Below are 14,607 nucleotides of genomic sequence, written 5' to 3' on the forward strand. Positions count from 1 at the left end.
CTCGCATCTCTCTATTACTTCGTAATCTGCCATTATATGGCAGTCTTTTTTTGTCATGCATCTCAATCATTGTCCTGTGGACAGTTTTGATTCATGTCCTTTAGTTTATCACACTTTCTACACACGGACAAGTGAAAAAAAGCAGACATTGTACCTTCCAACCGGAAATACAACTCTGCTTCTTAAATATATAAGCTGCCTAGCGGAATCGAACCGCCGACCTCCGCCTTACCAAGGCGACGCTCTACCGACTGAGCCAAGGCAGCCTGCGCATTTTCGCGACTCACTTAATATAGCACATCACTGCTTTGCTTGTCAATATTTTTAAATTTTTATTTTTACTTTTTTTCAGACCGGCGTTTTTCTTCCAGAAGCTGACGTGCTTTCGCTTTGATCCGCTGCAGGGCATTGTCGATCGTCTTCGGACTTTTGTCCATAAATTCTGCAATCTTCAGATATTCCATTCCCTGCAAATGAAGATACAGCACCTTTCGCTCCAGCTTACTTAATTTTTCTTTCAGTTCCTCTTCAAATGCATTCGTATACTCTTCTCCAAGAATCATCAGCTCCGGATTACTCTCTTTCCCTGCTTCGATCGTATCTACTATGGAAAGCCCGTTCTCCTCCGGATTGTCACTGGCAGATGCGTAAATCGACACATAGGAATTGAGCGGCAGATGTTTTTTCCGCTGTGAAGCCTTAATCGCCGTATACATCTGGCGTGACACACAAAGTCCGGCAAAACTTGAAAAGCTTGCACCTTCTTTCGGCTCATAATCCTGCACCGCTTTAAAAAGACCGATCATCCCCTCCTGGATCAGATCATCATTTTCTCCGCCCCACAGATACATGGCACGCGCTTGTTTGCGTACCATGTCTTTGTATTTTTCCATCAGATAATCCGTGATCTCGGTCTTACCTTCCCGAAGCAGTTCAATCAGCTGCTCATCCGTCATTTTCCCCAGATCCATTTTCATTCTCCGATTTTCCTAACTCATGCGCTGACGCACGATCTCATAGGCAAGGACACCTGCTGCCACAGACGCATTCAGGGAGTCAATATCTCCCTTCATCGGAATGGCTGCCGTCATATCACAGGTTTCTTTTACCAGACGTCCAACACCTTCGCCTTCGTTTCCGATCACCAGACCAATCGGTCCTTTCAGATTCACGCGGTACATCACATCCCCATCCATATCTGCACAGACGAACCAGAGTCCCTTTTCTTTCAGTTCTTCCATGGTTTTCACCAGATTGGTGACTTTTGCTACCGGTGTGTAATTCAGCGCACCTGCTGATGTCTTTGCAACGGTTGCTGTAAGACCTGCTGCGCGGTGCTTCGGAATGATCACACCATGCGCACCTGCAAGATTGGCAGTACGGATGATCGCGCCGAGATTATGTGGATCCTCAATGTTGTCCAGAAGGATCAGGAAAGGATCTTCTCCTTTCTGTTTTGCAAGCTCCAGCATATCTTCCACCTGCGCATACTCGTAAGCCGCTGCCTGTGCAATGACCCCCTGATGTCTTCCGGTCTCTGAAATCTGGTTCAGACGTTCTTTGGTTACAAAATTCAGGATCGTATCATGCTTTTTTGCTTCTCTTACGATACTTCTGATCGGTCCGTCCTGACATCCGTCAAGAATATATACTTTGTCAATCGGTTTTCCGGAGCGAAATGCTTCCATTACTGCATTTCTTCCCTCAATCTGCTGACTGTTCATCTTTTTTTCTTCCATTCTATTTCTCCTGCTTCTTTTCTTCTTCGCATTCGCTTAAGTGATCCAGACCGATCTTGATCAGATCTGCCATTCTTTTCCATTCTCTTTTCAGGTAAAGCCATCCCATCAACGCTTCAAATCCGGTTGCACGTCGGTAATCGGTCAGTGACTGGTTCTTTGCCGGCGATACTGATTTAGCATTTCGTCCTCTTCTGTAAACAGCATGCTCTTCTTCAGTAAGCAATGGCTGAAGGACACGCATCATCTCTGACTGGGCAGACGCCTGCACCATACTGCTTGTCTCCTGATGTAATTTTTTTACCTGTTTATTGCCTTCGCTGATCACCTTTGTCTTGATGACCAGATCATAAATGCTGTCCCCTATATAAGCCAGGGTAAGAGGTGAATAGCCTTCCGGCTCCACCTCTTTCATCTCAAGCACTTCTTTTATATAGTCAGCAATTTCAAATTCTACGCTTTTTTCCATTGTACTCCTTCTCTGGTATCCTTCAGGATAATTCCCTTTTCCAGAAGCTCGTCACGGATCGCATCGGCTCTTGCAAAATCTTTTGCTTTTCTTGCTGTCTGACGCTCTTCGATCAGTTTCTCAATATCTGCATCCAGAAGTTCTTCCTTCTTATCCAGGATCAGTCCCAGGACATCACCGAGTTTTACGATTCTGTCCAGTAATCCCCGGAGATATTCCTTTGAGCTTTCTGCTGTCGCAGTGGTATTTGCATATTTTACAAGTTCAAAGATTGCTGCGATTGCGTCTGCTGTATTGAAATCATCATCCATTGCTTTTTCAAATTCTTCTACATATGCATCAGTTTTTGAAAATGCTTCTTTTTCTTCGGCACTCATCTCTTCTGCTGCCACTGAAGCGATAAGATGTTTCAGATTATCGGTTGCATTGAGAATTCTCTCCAGACCGTTCTTGGATGCTTCCATCAGCTCTGCACTGAAGTTCAGCGGGCTTCTGTAATGTGCGCTCAGCATGAAGAAACGAAGCACCTGGAGGTCATACTGCTCGCTGATCTCTCTTACCGTACGGAAGTTTCCGAGTGATTTTGACATCTTGCGGTTGTCAATGTTCAGGAATGCATTGTGCATCCAGTATCTTGCAAATTCTTTACCGTTAGCGGCTTCACTCTGTGCGATTTCATTTTCATGATGTGGGAATATCAGATCTTCTCCACCTGCATGGATATCAATCTGTTCGCCAAGATATTTCCTCGACATCACAGAACACTCAATATGCCATCCCGGACGTCCATCTGACCAAGGTGACTTCCAGAAAGGTTCTCCTTCTTTTTTCGGCTTCCAGAGTACGAAATCCAGCGGATCTTCTTTTTCATCCTCACCGCTTACCAGAAGAGAACGTCCACCGGAACGGAGATCATCCAGATTCTTGTGGGATAATTTTCCATAGTCTTTAAACTTTCTTGTGCTGAAATAAACGGTTCCGTTTTTCTCGTAAGCATAACCTTTTTCAATCAGCTCGGAAATCATCTCCACCATGCCGCAGATTTCTTCTGTTGCAAGCGGATGCTTGGTTGCAGGCTTTACATTCATTCCTGCCATATCCTTTTTGCACTCTGCAATATAGCGCTGTGAAATTTCCTGCGCGGATACCTGCTCTTCGATTGCCTTTTTGATGATCTTGTCATCAACATCCGTGAAGTTCGATACATAATTGACATCGTATCCTTTGTATTCAAAATAACGGCGGACGGTATCAAATACGATCATCGGTCTTGCATTACCGATATGGATGTAATTGTATACGGTTGGTCCGCAGACATACATTCTTACCTTTCCTTCTTCCAGAGGAACGAATTCTTCTTTCTTTTTCGTAAGTGTGTTAAATACTTTCATAAAGCTACTCCTTCTTTTTTCTATGCTTCCTCGATTATTTTTTCTTTCGCGAGTTTTTCTTTCAATGCTTTCAGTTCTTTCTTCAGACGGATATTGTCAGTCTGAAGCTGACGGATATCATTCAATACCGGATCTGGCAGATGGATCTGATCCAGGTCAGCGCTCGGAACTTTCTGGTCACCCATGCGTACAATTCTTCCCGGGACACCAACAACGGTACAGTTCGGAGGTACTTCCTCAATAACAACAGATCCTGCTCCGATCTTGGAATTCTTTCCAATCGTAAAGGAACCGATGACTTTCGCACCGGCACTGACCATGACGTTGTCTTCCAGCGTTGGATGGCGCTTGCCCTGCTCTTTTCCTGTACCACCCAGGGTTACTCCCTGATACAGTGTAATATTATCGCCCAGGATTGCAGTCTCGCCGATAATAACGCCACTTCCATGGTCGATAAAAAGCCCTTTTCCAATGGTTGCTCCCGGATGGATCTCAATTCCTGTCTTTCTGACACCACGCTGTGACACCCACCGTGCCAGAAAATAATGTTTTTTTAGATACAGCTTATGTGCGATCCTGTAATGAAGCATTACCTTAAAGCTTGGATACAGAAATACTTCTATATCCGATTTGATTGCCGGATCTCGTTCTTTTACTACTTTGATTTCTTCTTTGATATAGGAAATAACTCCCATTTCATTCACCTCTGATTTGGAATTTCCTGTGAAACTATGAGAAACACGCTCCGCGAGTTTCTCAAGTTATCGCGGCAGTCGCCAAGGTCTCGTGCAAGCACGGACTTTGGCTCGTTGCTCGCGTAAATAAAAAACTCCGTCTCATAAAGAGACGAAGTTTCCGCGGTTCCACTCTAAATTAAAAGCAGCTCTCCTGCTTTTCTCTCACGGCCTATAACGTCTGCCACACGTACCCGGCTACTTGTAAAATCTTCACTTTCACGTTCGCCTGGTCAACTCCCGAATGCACTTCATCATCCCTGCTCCTGGATCTGCTTTCAGCCGATGACAGATCCTCTCTGATGGAACTCTGAGGATAACTACTCTTTTCGTTCTCCGTCTTTTCAGTTTTATTCATATCTAGTACATATAGTATGCGATTTTTTCTTTTTTGTCAACCGCTTATCAGACAATCTCGTTGATAAAAACAGGAGAAAACGGCATCAGTTTACTGATTTCTTCTTTGAATTCTGCTGAAAAAATCTCCTTTTCTTCCTCTTCAATCTTTTCAAGCTCTTTATAGCCAAATACGATCGATGTAAGCGCATCAACACTAATCTTCTGCACAGCATCATCTTTGCCGGTGTGCGCTGTCCTTGTCCGAACTACAAGATGTTCTTCATTGCCTTTTAGCATAAACAGACGGTTATTCTCCCGGATAACCGGATCATACAGAACAAACTCCAGATCCATCTCTTCTCTGCACACCATTGAAGACAGAAGACTTTCTATATTCAAAAGCCGTGCCATGATCAACGGTTTTTTCTTTTCTTCTTTTTTGAGGATGACTCCTGCCTTATCAAAAACATCTTCATATCCTTTTCGGATCAATGGCTCTCTTACTGCAAGCCCATCTTCTTCATCAAAAACAAGGATTCCTCGCATCTCTCCATCCTGCTCTGCGATCAGGATTCCGCCTTTTTCACTTTCCTGTTCCTTCAAAAGGCGCATATAATAAGCTGCATCCCGTTTGGTATATACCTGTATTTTCTGTTTTTCCAGAACTTCTTCCGCAAAATCCCCCAGCTTTTTACAGTCTTTTCCCTCTGCCTTTCTGAGTGTCACGCCGGAATCGTTCTGTAATTCCACGATCTTCTGTATTGTCAGTTCTTCCCCGTCTGTTCCTTTTACACTCCACACATCGGCTGCATAGATAAACCGGTAATTATGTGGATAATAAATTTTCTCACTTGCGGGCATCAGGAAAAAGAATGGCATTTTTTGCTGATACAGATCTCTTGCTGTCTTGCTTAATAATTCCGCCATATAACCTCTGTGCCGGTAAAGAGGCTCTGTTGCAACTGCAACAATGTATCTGCTCTCTATTGCCTTTTTCCCCATCTGTATTACATAAGGATTCAGCTGCATCATCGCCCGGATATCGTGATCCGTCTCGATCACATAGATTTCGTTATTCTTCGTCTTTTCTGTGTAATAATAGTCCAGAAATTCTTTTGTATCTTCTGTAAATACTTGTTCCCACAGTGTTCTTGTAAGCCCACGCTCTTCCGGCTTCAGTTTTTTCAGTATCTTCATTTTACTTTTTCGCCGTACCTTTCCATTCAGACTTGATCTACATCTGTCTTGCTGCACAACCTCCACAGCCTGCGCAGCCACCTGCAGGTACTGCTACGTCTACACTGCTGAAATTAGTCAGCTTTTCGATTGCACAGATTGCCTGGGAAGAAATTCCTTCCCCACTTCCGGTAAATCCAAGACCTTCTTCCGTCGTCGCCTTGACATTTACCTGATCCTTTTCAATATGCAGTGCTTCTGCAATATTCTTTTCCATCTGCTCGATGTGCGGGCGCATCTTCGGTTTCTGCGCAATGATCGTCGCATCAATATTTTCAATCACATACATATGATCATCCAGAAGCTTTCCTACATGCTCCAGAAGCTTAATACTGGAAATTCCTTTGTATGCTGGATCTGTATCCGGGAAGTGCTTTCCGATATCTCCAAGTGATGCCGCTCCAAGCAGGGCATCCATGATCGCATGCAGAAGTACGTCTGCATCCGAATGTCCAAGAAGCCCCTTTTCGTATGGTATCTCCACTCCGCCAAGAATCAGTTTTCTTCCTTCCGTCAGTTTATGAACATCATATCCCATTCCAACTCGCATTTTCTATTCTTTTTCCTCCTGTTTTTCATCTGATGAATCAGTTTCTTCTGATATCTTCTCTTCACCAGACTTTTCTTCATCCTCATTGTCTTCCTGTTTTTCATCTGATGATAGTTCTGATTCAGACTCTGCATTTTTTTCTTCTGAACTCTGTGCTTTTCCAAGATCAACTTCTACTTTTTTCTCTGTCTTATCAGATTCCTTTGTACCTGCTCCCACCTGAACATCTACAACACCTTTTCCTGTCACAGATTCCTTTTCTGTTTCTTCGCTTTCCTCGGCATCCGTATCGGAATTCACCTCTGTTTCTGCTTCCGTAGCTTGGATCTCTGCCTTTGTCGCCTTTACGATAATTCTGATATTATGAACAATCGTAGCCAGTCCGAATATTGCAAAAAATACTCCCGCCAGAATAAACAAAATCTGGTTCTTCGGTTCCCCGGCTATCGTCTCACGCACCAGAGATACGCCGGTATACACCAGATACGCTCCAACCGCCGCCATGATCACCTGCTTTGATTTTGATGTCATATGATAGTCCTCCATTTTGTCGTAATTTAGTTGTATTTTATCACATATTGGAGAAATTGACTACTTATCAGAAAGCGCAAGTTTTCATTTTCTCCGCAATATTTTATTTTCGATTCTCCGTTCCCCAAATACAAAGCTGGTCCAAAACCACCATCAGAGATTTTCCACGCTCTGTCAGAGAATACTCCACCTTCGGCGGAATCTGCGGATACGCTTCCCTGTGGATCAATTCATCTTTCTCTAATTCCTTCAGATTCTGACTTAACGTCTTATCCGAAATCTTCCCCAGATAACGCTGCAGCTCGTTAAACCTGACCGGCTGATATTCCATCAGACAGTAGAGAATGATCATCTTATATTTACCAGAAATCAAAGACAAGGTATAACTAAACCCCGTCTCTTCAAAATCTGCATTTTCAATATAATCTCTCATTTTACACTCTTTCATTCTTTATCTACACTTCCTTTCAGGTAAGTACCTAACCTAAAAGATGGTACTTGTTATTTCTTCACATCTTTATATAATTATAAATAGGAGCTCTTAAAAAAGCAAGCGAATCATAGTACGGAGGTATGAAAATGAAAAAAGATTTAGGTGTCGTTCCTGCAGTTTATCCTATGCCGGTGCTGATGGTAGCTGCATATGACGCAAATGAAAAAGTAAACGTAATGAATGTTGCCTGGGGACAGATCTGCGATATGGATAAGATCATCCTTTTCATCGGAGAAGGCAAAAAGACCTGGTTAAATATCAAGGAAAGCAAGGCATTCACTGTAGCACTTGCTGACGAAGCGCATGTAGACGTGGCAGATTTCTTCGGAATCGCTTCCGGCAATAAAATCGATGACAAATTTGAGCGTACCGGATATCACGCTGTAAAAAGTGATAAGGTACACGCTCCGATCATCGAAGAATTTCCTGTTGTAATGGAGTGTGAGCTTTTGGAATTCGTCGATACGGAGCACATCTCAGGAATCGTTGGCAAGATCGTCAATGTAAAAGCTGAGGAATCTGTTCTCTCCGAAAATGGAAAGGTAGATCCGAAAAAACTGCAGGCTCTGATGTTTGATCAGTTCCAAAGTGGATACTATTCTACCGGAGAGCGCGTTGCTACCGCCTGGAAAGCCGGAGCGGGATTGATGAATAAATAATTTCACCTAAAAAGAGGACATCTCACTTTTTCTCAAAGTGATGTCCTCTTTTCTTATTTCATCTATACATACAAACAGATATTTATACCACTTCAATCACAGCTTCTCCGCGGGAATGTTCTCCTTCTGCTTCCACACGGATTGTTCCGGTTTCTGGCGCATAGACGACCGCCTGTGCCCTTCCATAATATGTCTTAAATTTTCCTGTATCATATGCCTCTGTGGTACATGGATCTGCACTTCCAAATCCCAGAAGCACGCCTCCCTTTACCCTGCAGTTCAGCTGCTCATCAGCTGCTGACTCTACTATGCCATTTGCGCCTTTGACAGAGATATCCACATAGACAATATCTCCTGCTTTCACCTGCTTCTCTTCCGGACAAACCGAAATCCGCTTTTCCCCCTCTGCCGAAAGGAGTCTGCTTCTTCCGATTTCTTTTTCCTGCGCGTCGTATTGGATGGCACATAAGCTTCCGGACTTATATTTTACAGAGAACAATGCCTTACACTGCTTCAGCTTCTTTTTGCCGATCAGTTTGTTATTCAGATACAATTTTACCGTCGCACCGTTTCCGTAAACCTCTACGATCGTCTTATTCCCTTCACAGCCTGACCAGGACCAGCTTTCTATCGCATTCGTCCCTCTCCAGACTGACTTGCTGACACGTACTCCCGGATGATTTGCCGGTCTGACTCCGATGACTGGTTTACTATTTTTCTCCCAGATGACTGCCGCATACCGACATGAAGCATCTGGATTTCCAAGAATATCGATCACCCCGGCACCTCCGAGCAGCCACGGATATGGACGGTTAAACGGCATACCTCCGGTATAGCTCCACGCTCCGATTCCTGCTTCACCAAGATAATCCCATGCTGTCCACATAAAATCACCGATCAGATACGGATATTCTTTTACCATTTTCCAGTTTTTCCAGATATCCTGTGGAAAAGTCTCGCTTCCAAACACAATTCTCTCCGGATGTGCTTTCCCTTCCAGCGGATATCTTCCGGAGCCGTAATTATAACCTGCTATATCCAGACGATCCAGGAACGGACTGGAGATCGCATCCACCTTTTTGGAATTTCCGCCCTTATTCATGCCGCTTCCGATGAACGAAGCCATAATATTAAACGCCAGGCTGTTATTGCTTTCTTTCTTTTGTTCTTTGGATGAGGATGTCGTATTTGTCTCGCCATCCTGATAAATCCCCTGCCCCTTTGCAGCTCTGCCCATCACCATCAGATTGGTTCCACAGGTAACCGGACGAGTATGGTCATGACTGTGTATGCATTCTATCATAGCACTTCCAACCTGAAGTCCCTTCTTTTCACAAGGTTCTGCAACCTCATTTCCGATCGAATACAGAATGACCGAAGGATGATTATAATCTCTCTCGACCATGGCAGTCGTATCCGCTTCCCACCATGCTTCAAAATCACATCCATAATCATATTTATTTTTTCGGTTGTACCAGGTATCAAAGGTTTCATCCATAACATACATTCCCAGTTCATCACACGCTCTCAGCATTGCTTCACTGGCAGGATTATGAGAGCTTCGGATGGCATTAAATCCGGCTTCTTTCATGATCTTCACACGTCTTCTCTCACTTTTTTCCCAGCTTGCCGCTCCCAGGATCCCATTGTCATGATGGACACAGCCGCCTCTCAGAAGCGTCGCTTTTCCATTTACAAAAAATCCCTTCGTACTCCAGGAAAGCTTACGGATACCAAACCTCTCTTCTGTTGTATCCAGTATTTTTTCGCCCTCTTCAAGTATGATCTTAGCAAGATAAAGATTCGGAGATTCCTCATCCCAGAGCCTTGCCTCTGGCAGCTCGATCTCTGCTACAGCAGTCGCTTTTTCATTCCCTGATTGCGCAGCATTTACCTTTACAAACTTTTCTGCTATGGTAGTTTCTCCGTCCTGTATCTGCATACGGACACCATATTCTTTCGCACTGTAAATTCCTTCCAGCTTTCCTTCTATCCTTATCTTTGCCGGTTTGCAGGACAGCGTCGTGATTTTTACCCCTTGATAACTAATATGTGTCCTCTCAGACAGATACAGATTCACCGGACGGTAAATTCCGCTTCCTGTATACCACCGGCTGTTCGGAAGCTTCGAGTTATCTGCAATTACAGTCAGAAGATTCTCCTCCCCATAGTTCGCATTCTCATCTAATCGTACCAGAAACGGAACATAACCATACGGTCTTTCATAAAGCTTTTTCCCATTCAGAAAGACCTCTGCGTTTTTGTATACGCCCTCAAACTCTACCGCCAGATATTTCTCCTTCCACTCTGCCGGAATAAAGAATTTTTTCTCATAGGTATATATCCCTCCCGGAAAATATCCGTGCGCACTGCCCCCTGCTGCATCTGCAGTTCTCTTTTCATGGATCATCGCATCATGCGGCACGATCACAGACGTCCCATTACATGTCCAGTTTTCAGTAAATGCTGCTTTTTTCATTATTTCACCCCGTTTGTTAATCTACGATATTACTCTTGGCATAAAAGCCTCTTGTTTTTCCATCAATCACTGCAGTATCTGTGATCACAAATTTCCCGGTGAGCTGTATCTCTTCCGATGAACCACCCACTCCAACCGTGATTTCTCCGGCTTCCACGATCCACTGCATATGCGAATCTAAAAATGCCGTCTGATCGGTATTCATAGAAAAATGAATTCGTTTGCTCTCTCCTGCTTTGATAAAGACTCTGCAAAATCCTGCCAGCTCCTTCGCAGGTCTTATCATGCTTGCCACTTCATCTGTAAGATATAGCTGTACGACTTCCTCTCCATCTCTTTTTCCTGCATTGGTAACTGTACAGAACACATCAACCTTTCCCCGGCTGTCGGTCTCTTCTGTAACAGAAAGATCCGAATAAGTAAACTCTGTATAGCTCTTTCCTTCGCCAAAGTAAGCAAGCGGTATTGCCGAAAAGAACATCCACGGTCTTGCCTTTCCCATTTTGCTGTGTGTCTTATCGATCAGACTGCCGAAAAAGACATCAGTAACCCCATCCAGCAGTTTACTCACCATCATAAGCGTTCCTACAACGCCTGCATTTAATCCGACAGAATCTGTCAGATACAGCATCATAAACGATGAAACCAGCATATAAAAGAAATTCGATCCAAAGTCCCCCGAACCATATGCTATTTTCTTTGGAACTGATAAATATTTTTTGTTTGCTTCATTCTCCATCCGTATCTCTCTCCTTTTTTTCATGATCATTTCAGTTTTCTCTTCTACAAAAGGTTTCCGGAATACACTTTTATAGTTATGCAATCAAAATTGGTTCACTGAACCAATTATTGATATGCTTGGCAATAAAAAACATCCATTGGATACGATTATCATAACCGTATCCAATGGATGTTTCTGTCATATATGTTGCTTTTTTATCATTTATGTCTGTTTGCTTAAAAAATGTATATTTTTATTCTGTTTCCGATATTCGGACGGAGAAATCCCGTTTTTCTTTTTAAACTCTCTGCCAAAATGACTCTGTGATGAAAAACACAGATAATCTGCAATGTAAGAAATCGAAGCCTCAGAATATTTCAGCATATTCTCAGCCGCTCGGATTCGTATCAGAATGCTATACTGTGAAATGCTCATCCCAACCTGTTCGGAAAATTTTCCGGACAAATAGGTTCTGTTTACCCCTATCTGTTTTGCCAGTTCTTCCACCGTGATTCTTTTATGGAAATTTTGTGTCAGATAATCCTTGCACTGTTCGACATAATTTGAATTTTTCTTCTCTTTCTTCCGTTCCTGAACCATTTTCACATAGGTTCGCTGTATCTCAGAAGAGAGCTGATACATCTCTTTCTGTGTTTTACACTTTTCCAGCCTTTGATAAAACACATCGCTCACCGCATAAGCTTCTGTCGGCGATACGCCTCCTTCCATTGCTGCCCGTGAGATCAACGCAAGTCCTGCCGCAACCATATACTCCGCCTGCTTAAGGCCTCCCTCAGCCAGCTTTCCAATTTCATCATACAGATGCAGCTTGTCATACATCGGACCTTTGAAATAATCACTATCTCCTCTTTTTATCGCATCGTAGTATTTTTTTTCATATTCATATGTTACATGCTTTCGTTCATTTTCTGAAGAATCAAATTTATAGTTAACCAGTTCCCCTTCTATTTCGCTTTTCTTACCTGTTTCAATCCGACTTAATTCCATCAGCTCTGCTTCACTTATTTCAAGACCACACAGAGAAAAAAGAGACATAGACAAAATACCGGCAAGTTTCATGATCGACATTCTGGGGATATTCAATTTACGCTGCGAAAGCTGATGTCTGCGCCTGTAATGATACAGTCCGCTTTTTTCTTCCTTATCCGTCGCCAGACTCACCGGTCCTCCGATATAAAAATTGTTCTCTGCATCAGAAAATGCCATGTAAGCCACCCAGCCGTCTTCTATCGTAAGGACAGGCGCCCTTTTTTCTTCATACATCTTACGCAGATTTTCTTCTAAATACGGATCTGTCAAGAACGGATCCTCTTCATTTTCTCCGATGCCGATAACTTCCGGTATATCTTTCTCGGCATAATAAATGTGCGAGGAAATCTTACTATTTACATAGAGTCTCTCCGCCCAGAATCGTGTCTTATCCATCTTCCTTACTCCATCACTTCATTTCTCATATAGTAAAAAAGAAGCCCCACACAAGGACTCCTTCTTCAAGTAGCGGGAACTGGATTTGAACCAGCGACACCGCGGGTATGAACCGCGTGCTCTAGCCAACTGAGCTATCCCGCCATATTCAATTATGCAACTTTCATTGCAATGGGACCAATAGGGCTCGAACCTATGACCCTCTGCTTGTAAGGCAGATGCTCTCCCAGCTGAGCTATGATCCCATATGTTTGTCCATCTCACAACCGACTTTGTTATTATACAATTATAATCACTGAAATGTCAACTGTTTTTTTACTTTTTTTGATACTTTTTTTAACAGATTTTCACCCTTCCTAAGCAAAAGCCCCCGGAATTTACTTCCGGGGACTTTTGGTTTATATTTTTACATAGAGGATATGTCTTATACAATTCCCTGAGCCTGCATTGCGTCTACAACTTTTTCAAATCCGGCAATGTTAGCACCTACTACATAGTTTCCTTCTGCTCCGTAACGTTTTGCTGCGTCTGCTGCGTTGTGGCAGATATTTACCATGATGTTCTGAAGTTTTGCATCAACTTCTTCGAATGTCCAGCTGAGACGTTCGCTGTTCTGTGACATCTCAAGTGCTGATGTGGCAACACCACCTGCATTAGAAGCTTTACCAGGTGCAAATAATACACCGTTCTCCTGCAGATACTGTGTAGCTTCCAGTGTGGTAGGCATGTTAGCTCCTTCTGCTACTGCGAAGCATCCGTTTGCAACAAGCTGTTTTGCATCTTCCAGATGAAGTTCGTTCTGTGTTGCACAAGGAAGAGCAATATCAACTTTTACTGACCATACACCACGTCCTTCATGATATTCTGAATTTGGACGGTAGTTCTTGTATTCTGTAAGTCTTGCTCTCTTCACTTCTTTGATTTCTTTCAGTGCTGCAACATCGATTCCTTCCGGATCATAAACCCATCCAGTAGAATCGCTGCATGTTACAACTTTGGCACCCATCTGCTGTGCTTTTTCGATTGCGTAGATTGCAACGTTACCTGCTCCAGAAACAGCAACTGTCTTGCCAGCGATGTCTTTTCCTGCAAGTTTGAGCATCTCGCGTGTGAAATACAGAAGTCCGTATCCTGTAGCTTCTGTACGTGCAAGGGATCCACCGTAGCTGAGTCCTTTACCTGTCAGAACACCTTCTGATAATCCACGGATTCTCTTGTACTGTCCGTACATATATCCGATCTCTCTTGCACCTGTTCCGATATCTCCGGCCGGTACATCTGTGTCTGCTCCGATATATTTGCAAAGCTCTGTCATAAAGCTCTGGCAGAATGCCATAACTTCACGATCTGATTTTCCTTTCGGATCGAAGTCTGATCCACCTTTTCCTCCACCGATTGGAAGTCCTGTCAGAGAGTTTTTGAAGATCTGTTCAAATCCAAGGAATTTGATAATTCCGATATTTACTGAAGGATGGAGACGTAATCCTCCTTTGTATGGTCCAATTGCACTGTTAAACTGTACACGGTATCCTGTATTAACCTGAACCTGACCTTTATCATCTACCCACGGTACGCGGAATTTGATCTGTCTTTCCGGCTCAACGAGTCTTTCAAGAAGAGCGTCTCTTCTGTATTCTTCTTCATGAGCTTCTACAACTGCACGAAGAGATTCCAGAACCTCTTTTACTGCCTGATGAAATTCTGGTTCATCTGGGTTTTTCTTTACTACAAGTTCAATTACTTCATCAACATAAGACATACTACTCAATACCTCCTGAATGTTCTTTTACAAAAATGTGACTTTGCACACTTCTTTGCTA

At 43.3% G+C, this 14,607-nt stretch carries 14 protein-coding genes, 3 tRNA genes, 1 pseudogene and 1 other annotated feature; of the genes and pseudogenes, 1 reads left to right on the forward strand and 17 read right to left on the reverse strand.

The annotated features are described in order from the left end of the window. Positions 1-193: 193 nt before the first annotated feature. The 10 genes from PGZ10_RS03795 to PGZ10_RS03840 form a co-directional block, all read right to left on the reverse strand. Positions 194-266, reverse strand: a tRNA-Thr gene (locus PGZ10_RS03795). Positions 267-338: 72 nt separating this feature from the next. After that, positions 339-977 (reverse strand): sigma-70 family RNA polymerase sigma factor, encoded by a 639-nt coding sequence (locus PGZ10_RS03800; protein WP_117556275.1) that lies wholly within the window; start codon positions 975-977, stop codon positions 339-341. Between the two features lie 12 nt (positions 978-989). Further along, positions 990-1,739 (reverse strand): 23S rRNA (guanosine(2251)-2'-O)-methyltransferase RlmB, encoded by a 750-nt coding sequence (rlmB, locus tag PGZ10_RS03805; RefSeq protein WP_008374767.1) that lies wholly within the window; start codon positions 1,737-1,739, stop codon positions 990-992. Position 1,740: 1 nt separating this feature from the next. After that, positions 1,741-2,208: a Mini-ribonuclease 3 gene (locus PGZ10_RS03810; protein WP_117823947.1), complete on the reverse strand. Its 468-nt coding sequence runs from the start codon at positions 2,206-2,208 to the stop codon at positions 1,741-1,743. Next, on the reverse strand, positions 2,193-3,599 hold the full coding sequence (gene cysS, locus PGZ10_RS03815) for a cysteine--tRNA ligase (RefSeq protein ID WP_195250381.1): 1,407 nt from the start codon (positions 3,597-3,599) through the stop codon (positions 2,193-2,195). Before cysS ends, PGZ10_RS03810 begins: the two co-directional genes overlap by 16 nt. 20 nt (positions 3,600-3,619) lie before the next feature. Continuing rightward, complete coding sequence (gene epsC / locus PGZ10_RS03820; RefSeq protein WP_117556283.1) at positions 3,620-4,294, reverse strand: serine O-acetyltransferase EpsC; 675 nt, start codon at positions 4,292-4,294, stop codon at positions 3,620-3,622. A gap of 144 nt (positions 4,295-4,438) precedes the next feature. Further along, positions 4,439-4,679 (reverse strand) — a binding site (T-box leader). Between the two features lie 59 nt (positions 4,680-4,738). Next, positions 4,739-5,869, reverse strand: a complete 1,131-nt coding sequence (locus PGZ10_RS03825; RefSeq protein ID WP_173824605.1) for a GNAT family N-acetyltransferase — start codon at positions 5,867-5,869, stop codon at positions 4,739-4,741. A 37-nt stretch (positions 5,870-5,906) separates the two neighbouring features. Then, positions 5,907-6,458, reverse strand: a complete 552-nt coding sequence (gene ispF / locus PGZ10_RS03830) for a 2-C-methyl-D-erythritol 2,4-cyclodiphosphate synthase (protein WP_117556289.1) — start codon at positions 6,456-6,458, stop codon at positions 5,907-5,909. Positions 6,459-6,461: 3 nt separating this feature from the next. Continuing rightward, positions 6,462-6,989 (reverse strand): hypothetical protein, encoded by a 528-nt coding sequence (locus tag PGZ10_RS03835; protein WP_270540727.1) that lies wholly within the window; start codon positions 6,987-6,989, stop codon positions 6,462-6,464. Between the two features lie 103 nt (positions 6,990-7,092). Continuing rightward, on the reverse strand, positions 7,093-7,437 hold the full coding sequence (locus PGZ10_RS03840) for a winged helix-turn-helix transcriptional regulator (protein WP_270203336.1): 345 nt from the start codon (positions 7,435-7,437) through the stop codon (positions 7,093-7,095). Between the two features lie 131 nt (positions 7,438-7,568). On the opposite strand from PGZ10_RS03840, the gene PGZ10_RS03845 reads away from it, so the two are divergent. Then, the gene (locus tag PGZ10_RS03845; protein WP_117823952.1) at positions 7,569-8,141 is read left to right on the forward strand and encodes a flavin reductase family protein; all 573 of its coding nucleotides are present in this window, start codon (positions 7,569-7,571) and stop codon (positions 8,139-8,141) included. An 82-nt stretch (positions 8,142-8,223) separates the two neighbouring features. On the opposite strand, the gene PGZ10_RS03850 is transcribed toward PGZ10_RS03845, so the two are convergent. The 7 genes and pseudogenes from PGZ10_RS03850 to gdhA all read right to left on the reverse strand — a co-directional run bounded on the left by PGZ10_RS03850 (position 8,224) and on the right by gdhA (position 14,546). Beyond that, positions 8,224-10,620 carry a glycoside hydrolase family 2 TIM barrel-domain containing protein gene (locus PGZ10_RS03850; protein WP_270540728.1) on the reverse strand — a complete coding sequence of 799 codons (2,397 nt, stop codon included), beginning with the start codon at positions 10,618-10,620 and terminating at the stop codon, positions 8,224-8,226. Between the two features lie 16 nt (positions 10,621-10,636). Beyond that, entirely contained in the window at positions 10,637-11,101 is a 465-nt protein-coding gene (locus tag PGZ10_RS16745) for a fibronectin type III-like domain-contianing protein (protein WP_270540761.1), read from the reverse strand. Then, positions 11,075-11,359: pseudogene (locus PGZ10_RS16750) on the reverse strand (MFS transporter); the annotation flags it as partial. The gene PGZ10_RS16745 and the pseudogene PGZ10_RS16750, both read right to left, overlap by 27 nt. Before the next feature lie 204 nt (positions 11,360-11,563). Further along, a complete protein-coding gene (locus PGZ10_RS03865; RefSeq protein WP_117556297.1) occupies positions 11,564-12,787 on the reverse strand; it encodes a helix-turn-helix domain-containing protein in 1,224 nt (407 codons plus the stop codon). Positions 12,788-12,857: 70 nt separating this feature from the next. Beyond that, positions 12,858-12,931: transfer RNA gene (locus PGZ10_RS03870), tRNA-Met, on the reverse strand. Positions 12,932-12,959: 28 nt separating this feature from the next. After that, a tRNA-Val gene (locus PGZ10_RS03875) sits at positions 12,960-13,032 on the reverse strand. Positions 13,033-13,211: 179 nt separating this feature from the next. Continuing rightward, the gene (gdhA, locus tag PGZ10_RS03880; RefSeq protein WP_008374749.1) at positions 13,212-14,546 is read right to left on the reverse strand and encodes an NADP-specific glutamate dehydrogenase; all 1,335 of its coding nucleotides are present in this window, start codon (positions 14,544-14,546) and stop codon (positions 13,212-13,214) included. Positions 14,547-14,607: the final 61 nt, after the last annotated feature.

The organism is Coprococcus sp. AF102-57 (genome assembly GCF_027686195.1).
In the GTDB taxonomy this organism is placed as follows: domain Bacteria; phylum Bacillota; class Clostridia; order Lachnospirales; family Lachnospiraceae; genus Allocoprococcus; species Allocoprococcus comes.

Coding starts and splice junctions, on each gene's coding strand:
- PGZ10_RS03800 (WP_117556275.1), bottom strand. CDS start 977: ATGAAAATGGATCTGGGGAAAATGACGGATGAGCAGCTGATTGAACTG.
- rlmB (WP_008374767.1), bottom strand. CDS start 1,739: ATGGAAGAAAAAAAGATGAACAGTCAGCAGATTGAGGGAAGAAATGCA.
- PGZ10_RS03810 (WP_117823947.1), bottom strand. CDS start 2,208: ATGGAAAAAAGCGTAGAATTTGAAATTGCTGACTATATAAAAGAAGTG.
- cysS (WP_195250381.1), bottom strand. CDS start 3,599: ATGAAAGTATTTAACACACTTACGAAAAAGAAAGAAGAATTCGTTCCT.
- epsC (WP_117556283.1), bottom strand. CDS start 4,294: ATGGGAGTTATTTCCTATATCAAAGAAGAAATCAAAGTAGTAAAAGAA.
- PGZ10_RS03825 (WP_173824605.1), bottom strand. CDS start 5,869: ATGAAGATACTGAAAAAACTGAAGCCGGAAGAGCGTGGGCTTACAAGA.
- ispF (WP_117556289.1), bottom strand. CDS start 6,458: ATGCGAGTTGGAATGGGATATGATGTTCATAAACTGACGGAAGGAAGA.
- PGZ10_RS03835 (WP_270540727.1), bottom strand. CDS start 6,989: ATGACATCAAAATCAAAGCAGGTGATCATGGCGGCGGTTGGAGCGTAT.
- PGZ10_RS03840 (WP_270203336.1), bottom strand. CDS start 7,437: ATGAAAGAGTGTAAAATGAGAGATTATATTGAAAATGCAGATTTTGAA.
- PGZ10_RS03845 (WP_117823952.1), top strand. CDS start 7,569: ATGAAAAAAGATTTAGGTGTCGTTCCTGCAGTTTATCCTATGCCGGTG.
- PGZ10_RS03850 (WP_270540728.1), bottom strand. CDS start 10,620: ATGAAAAAAGCAGCATTTACTGAAAACTGGACATGTAATGGGACGTCT.
- PGZ10_RS16745 (WP_270540761.1), bottom strand. CDS start 11,101: ATGTTCTTTTCGGCAATACCGCTTGCTTACTTTGGCGAAGGAAAGAGC.
- PGZ10_RS03865 (WP_117556297.1), bottom strand. CDS start 12,787: ATGGATAAGACACGATTCTGGGCGGAGAGACTCTATGTAAATAGTAAG.
- gdhA (WP_008374749.1), bottom strand. CDS start 14,546: ATGTCTTATGTTGATGAAGTAATTGAACTTGTAGTAAAGAAAAACCCA.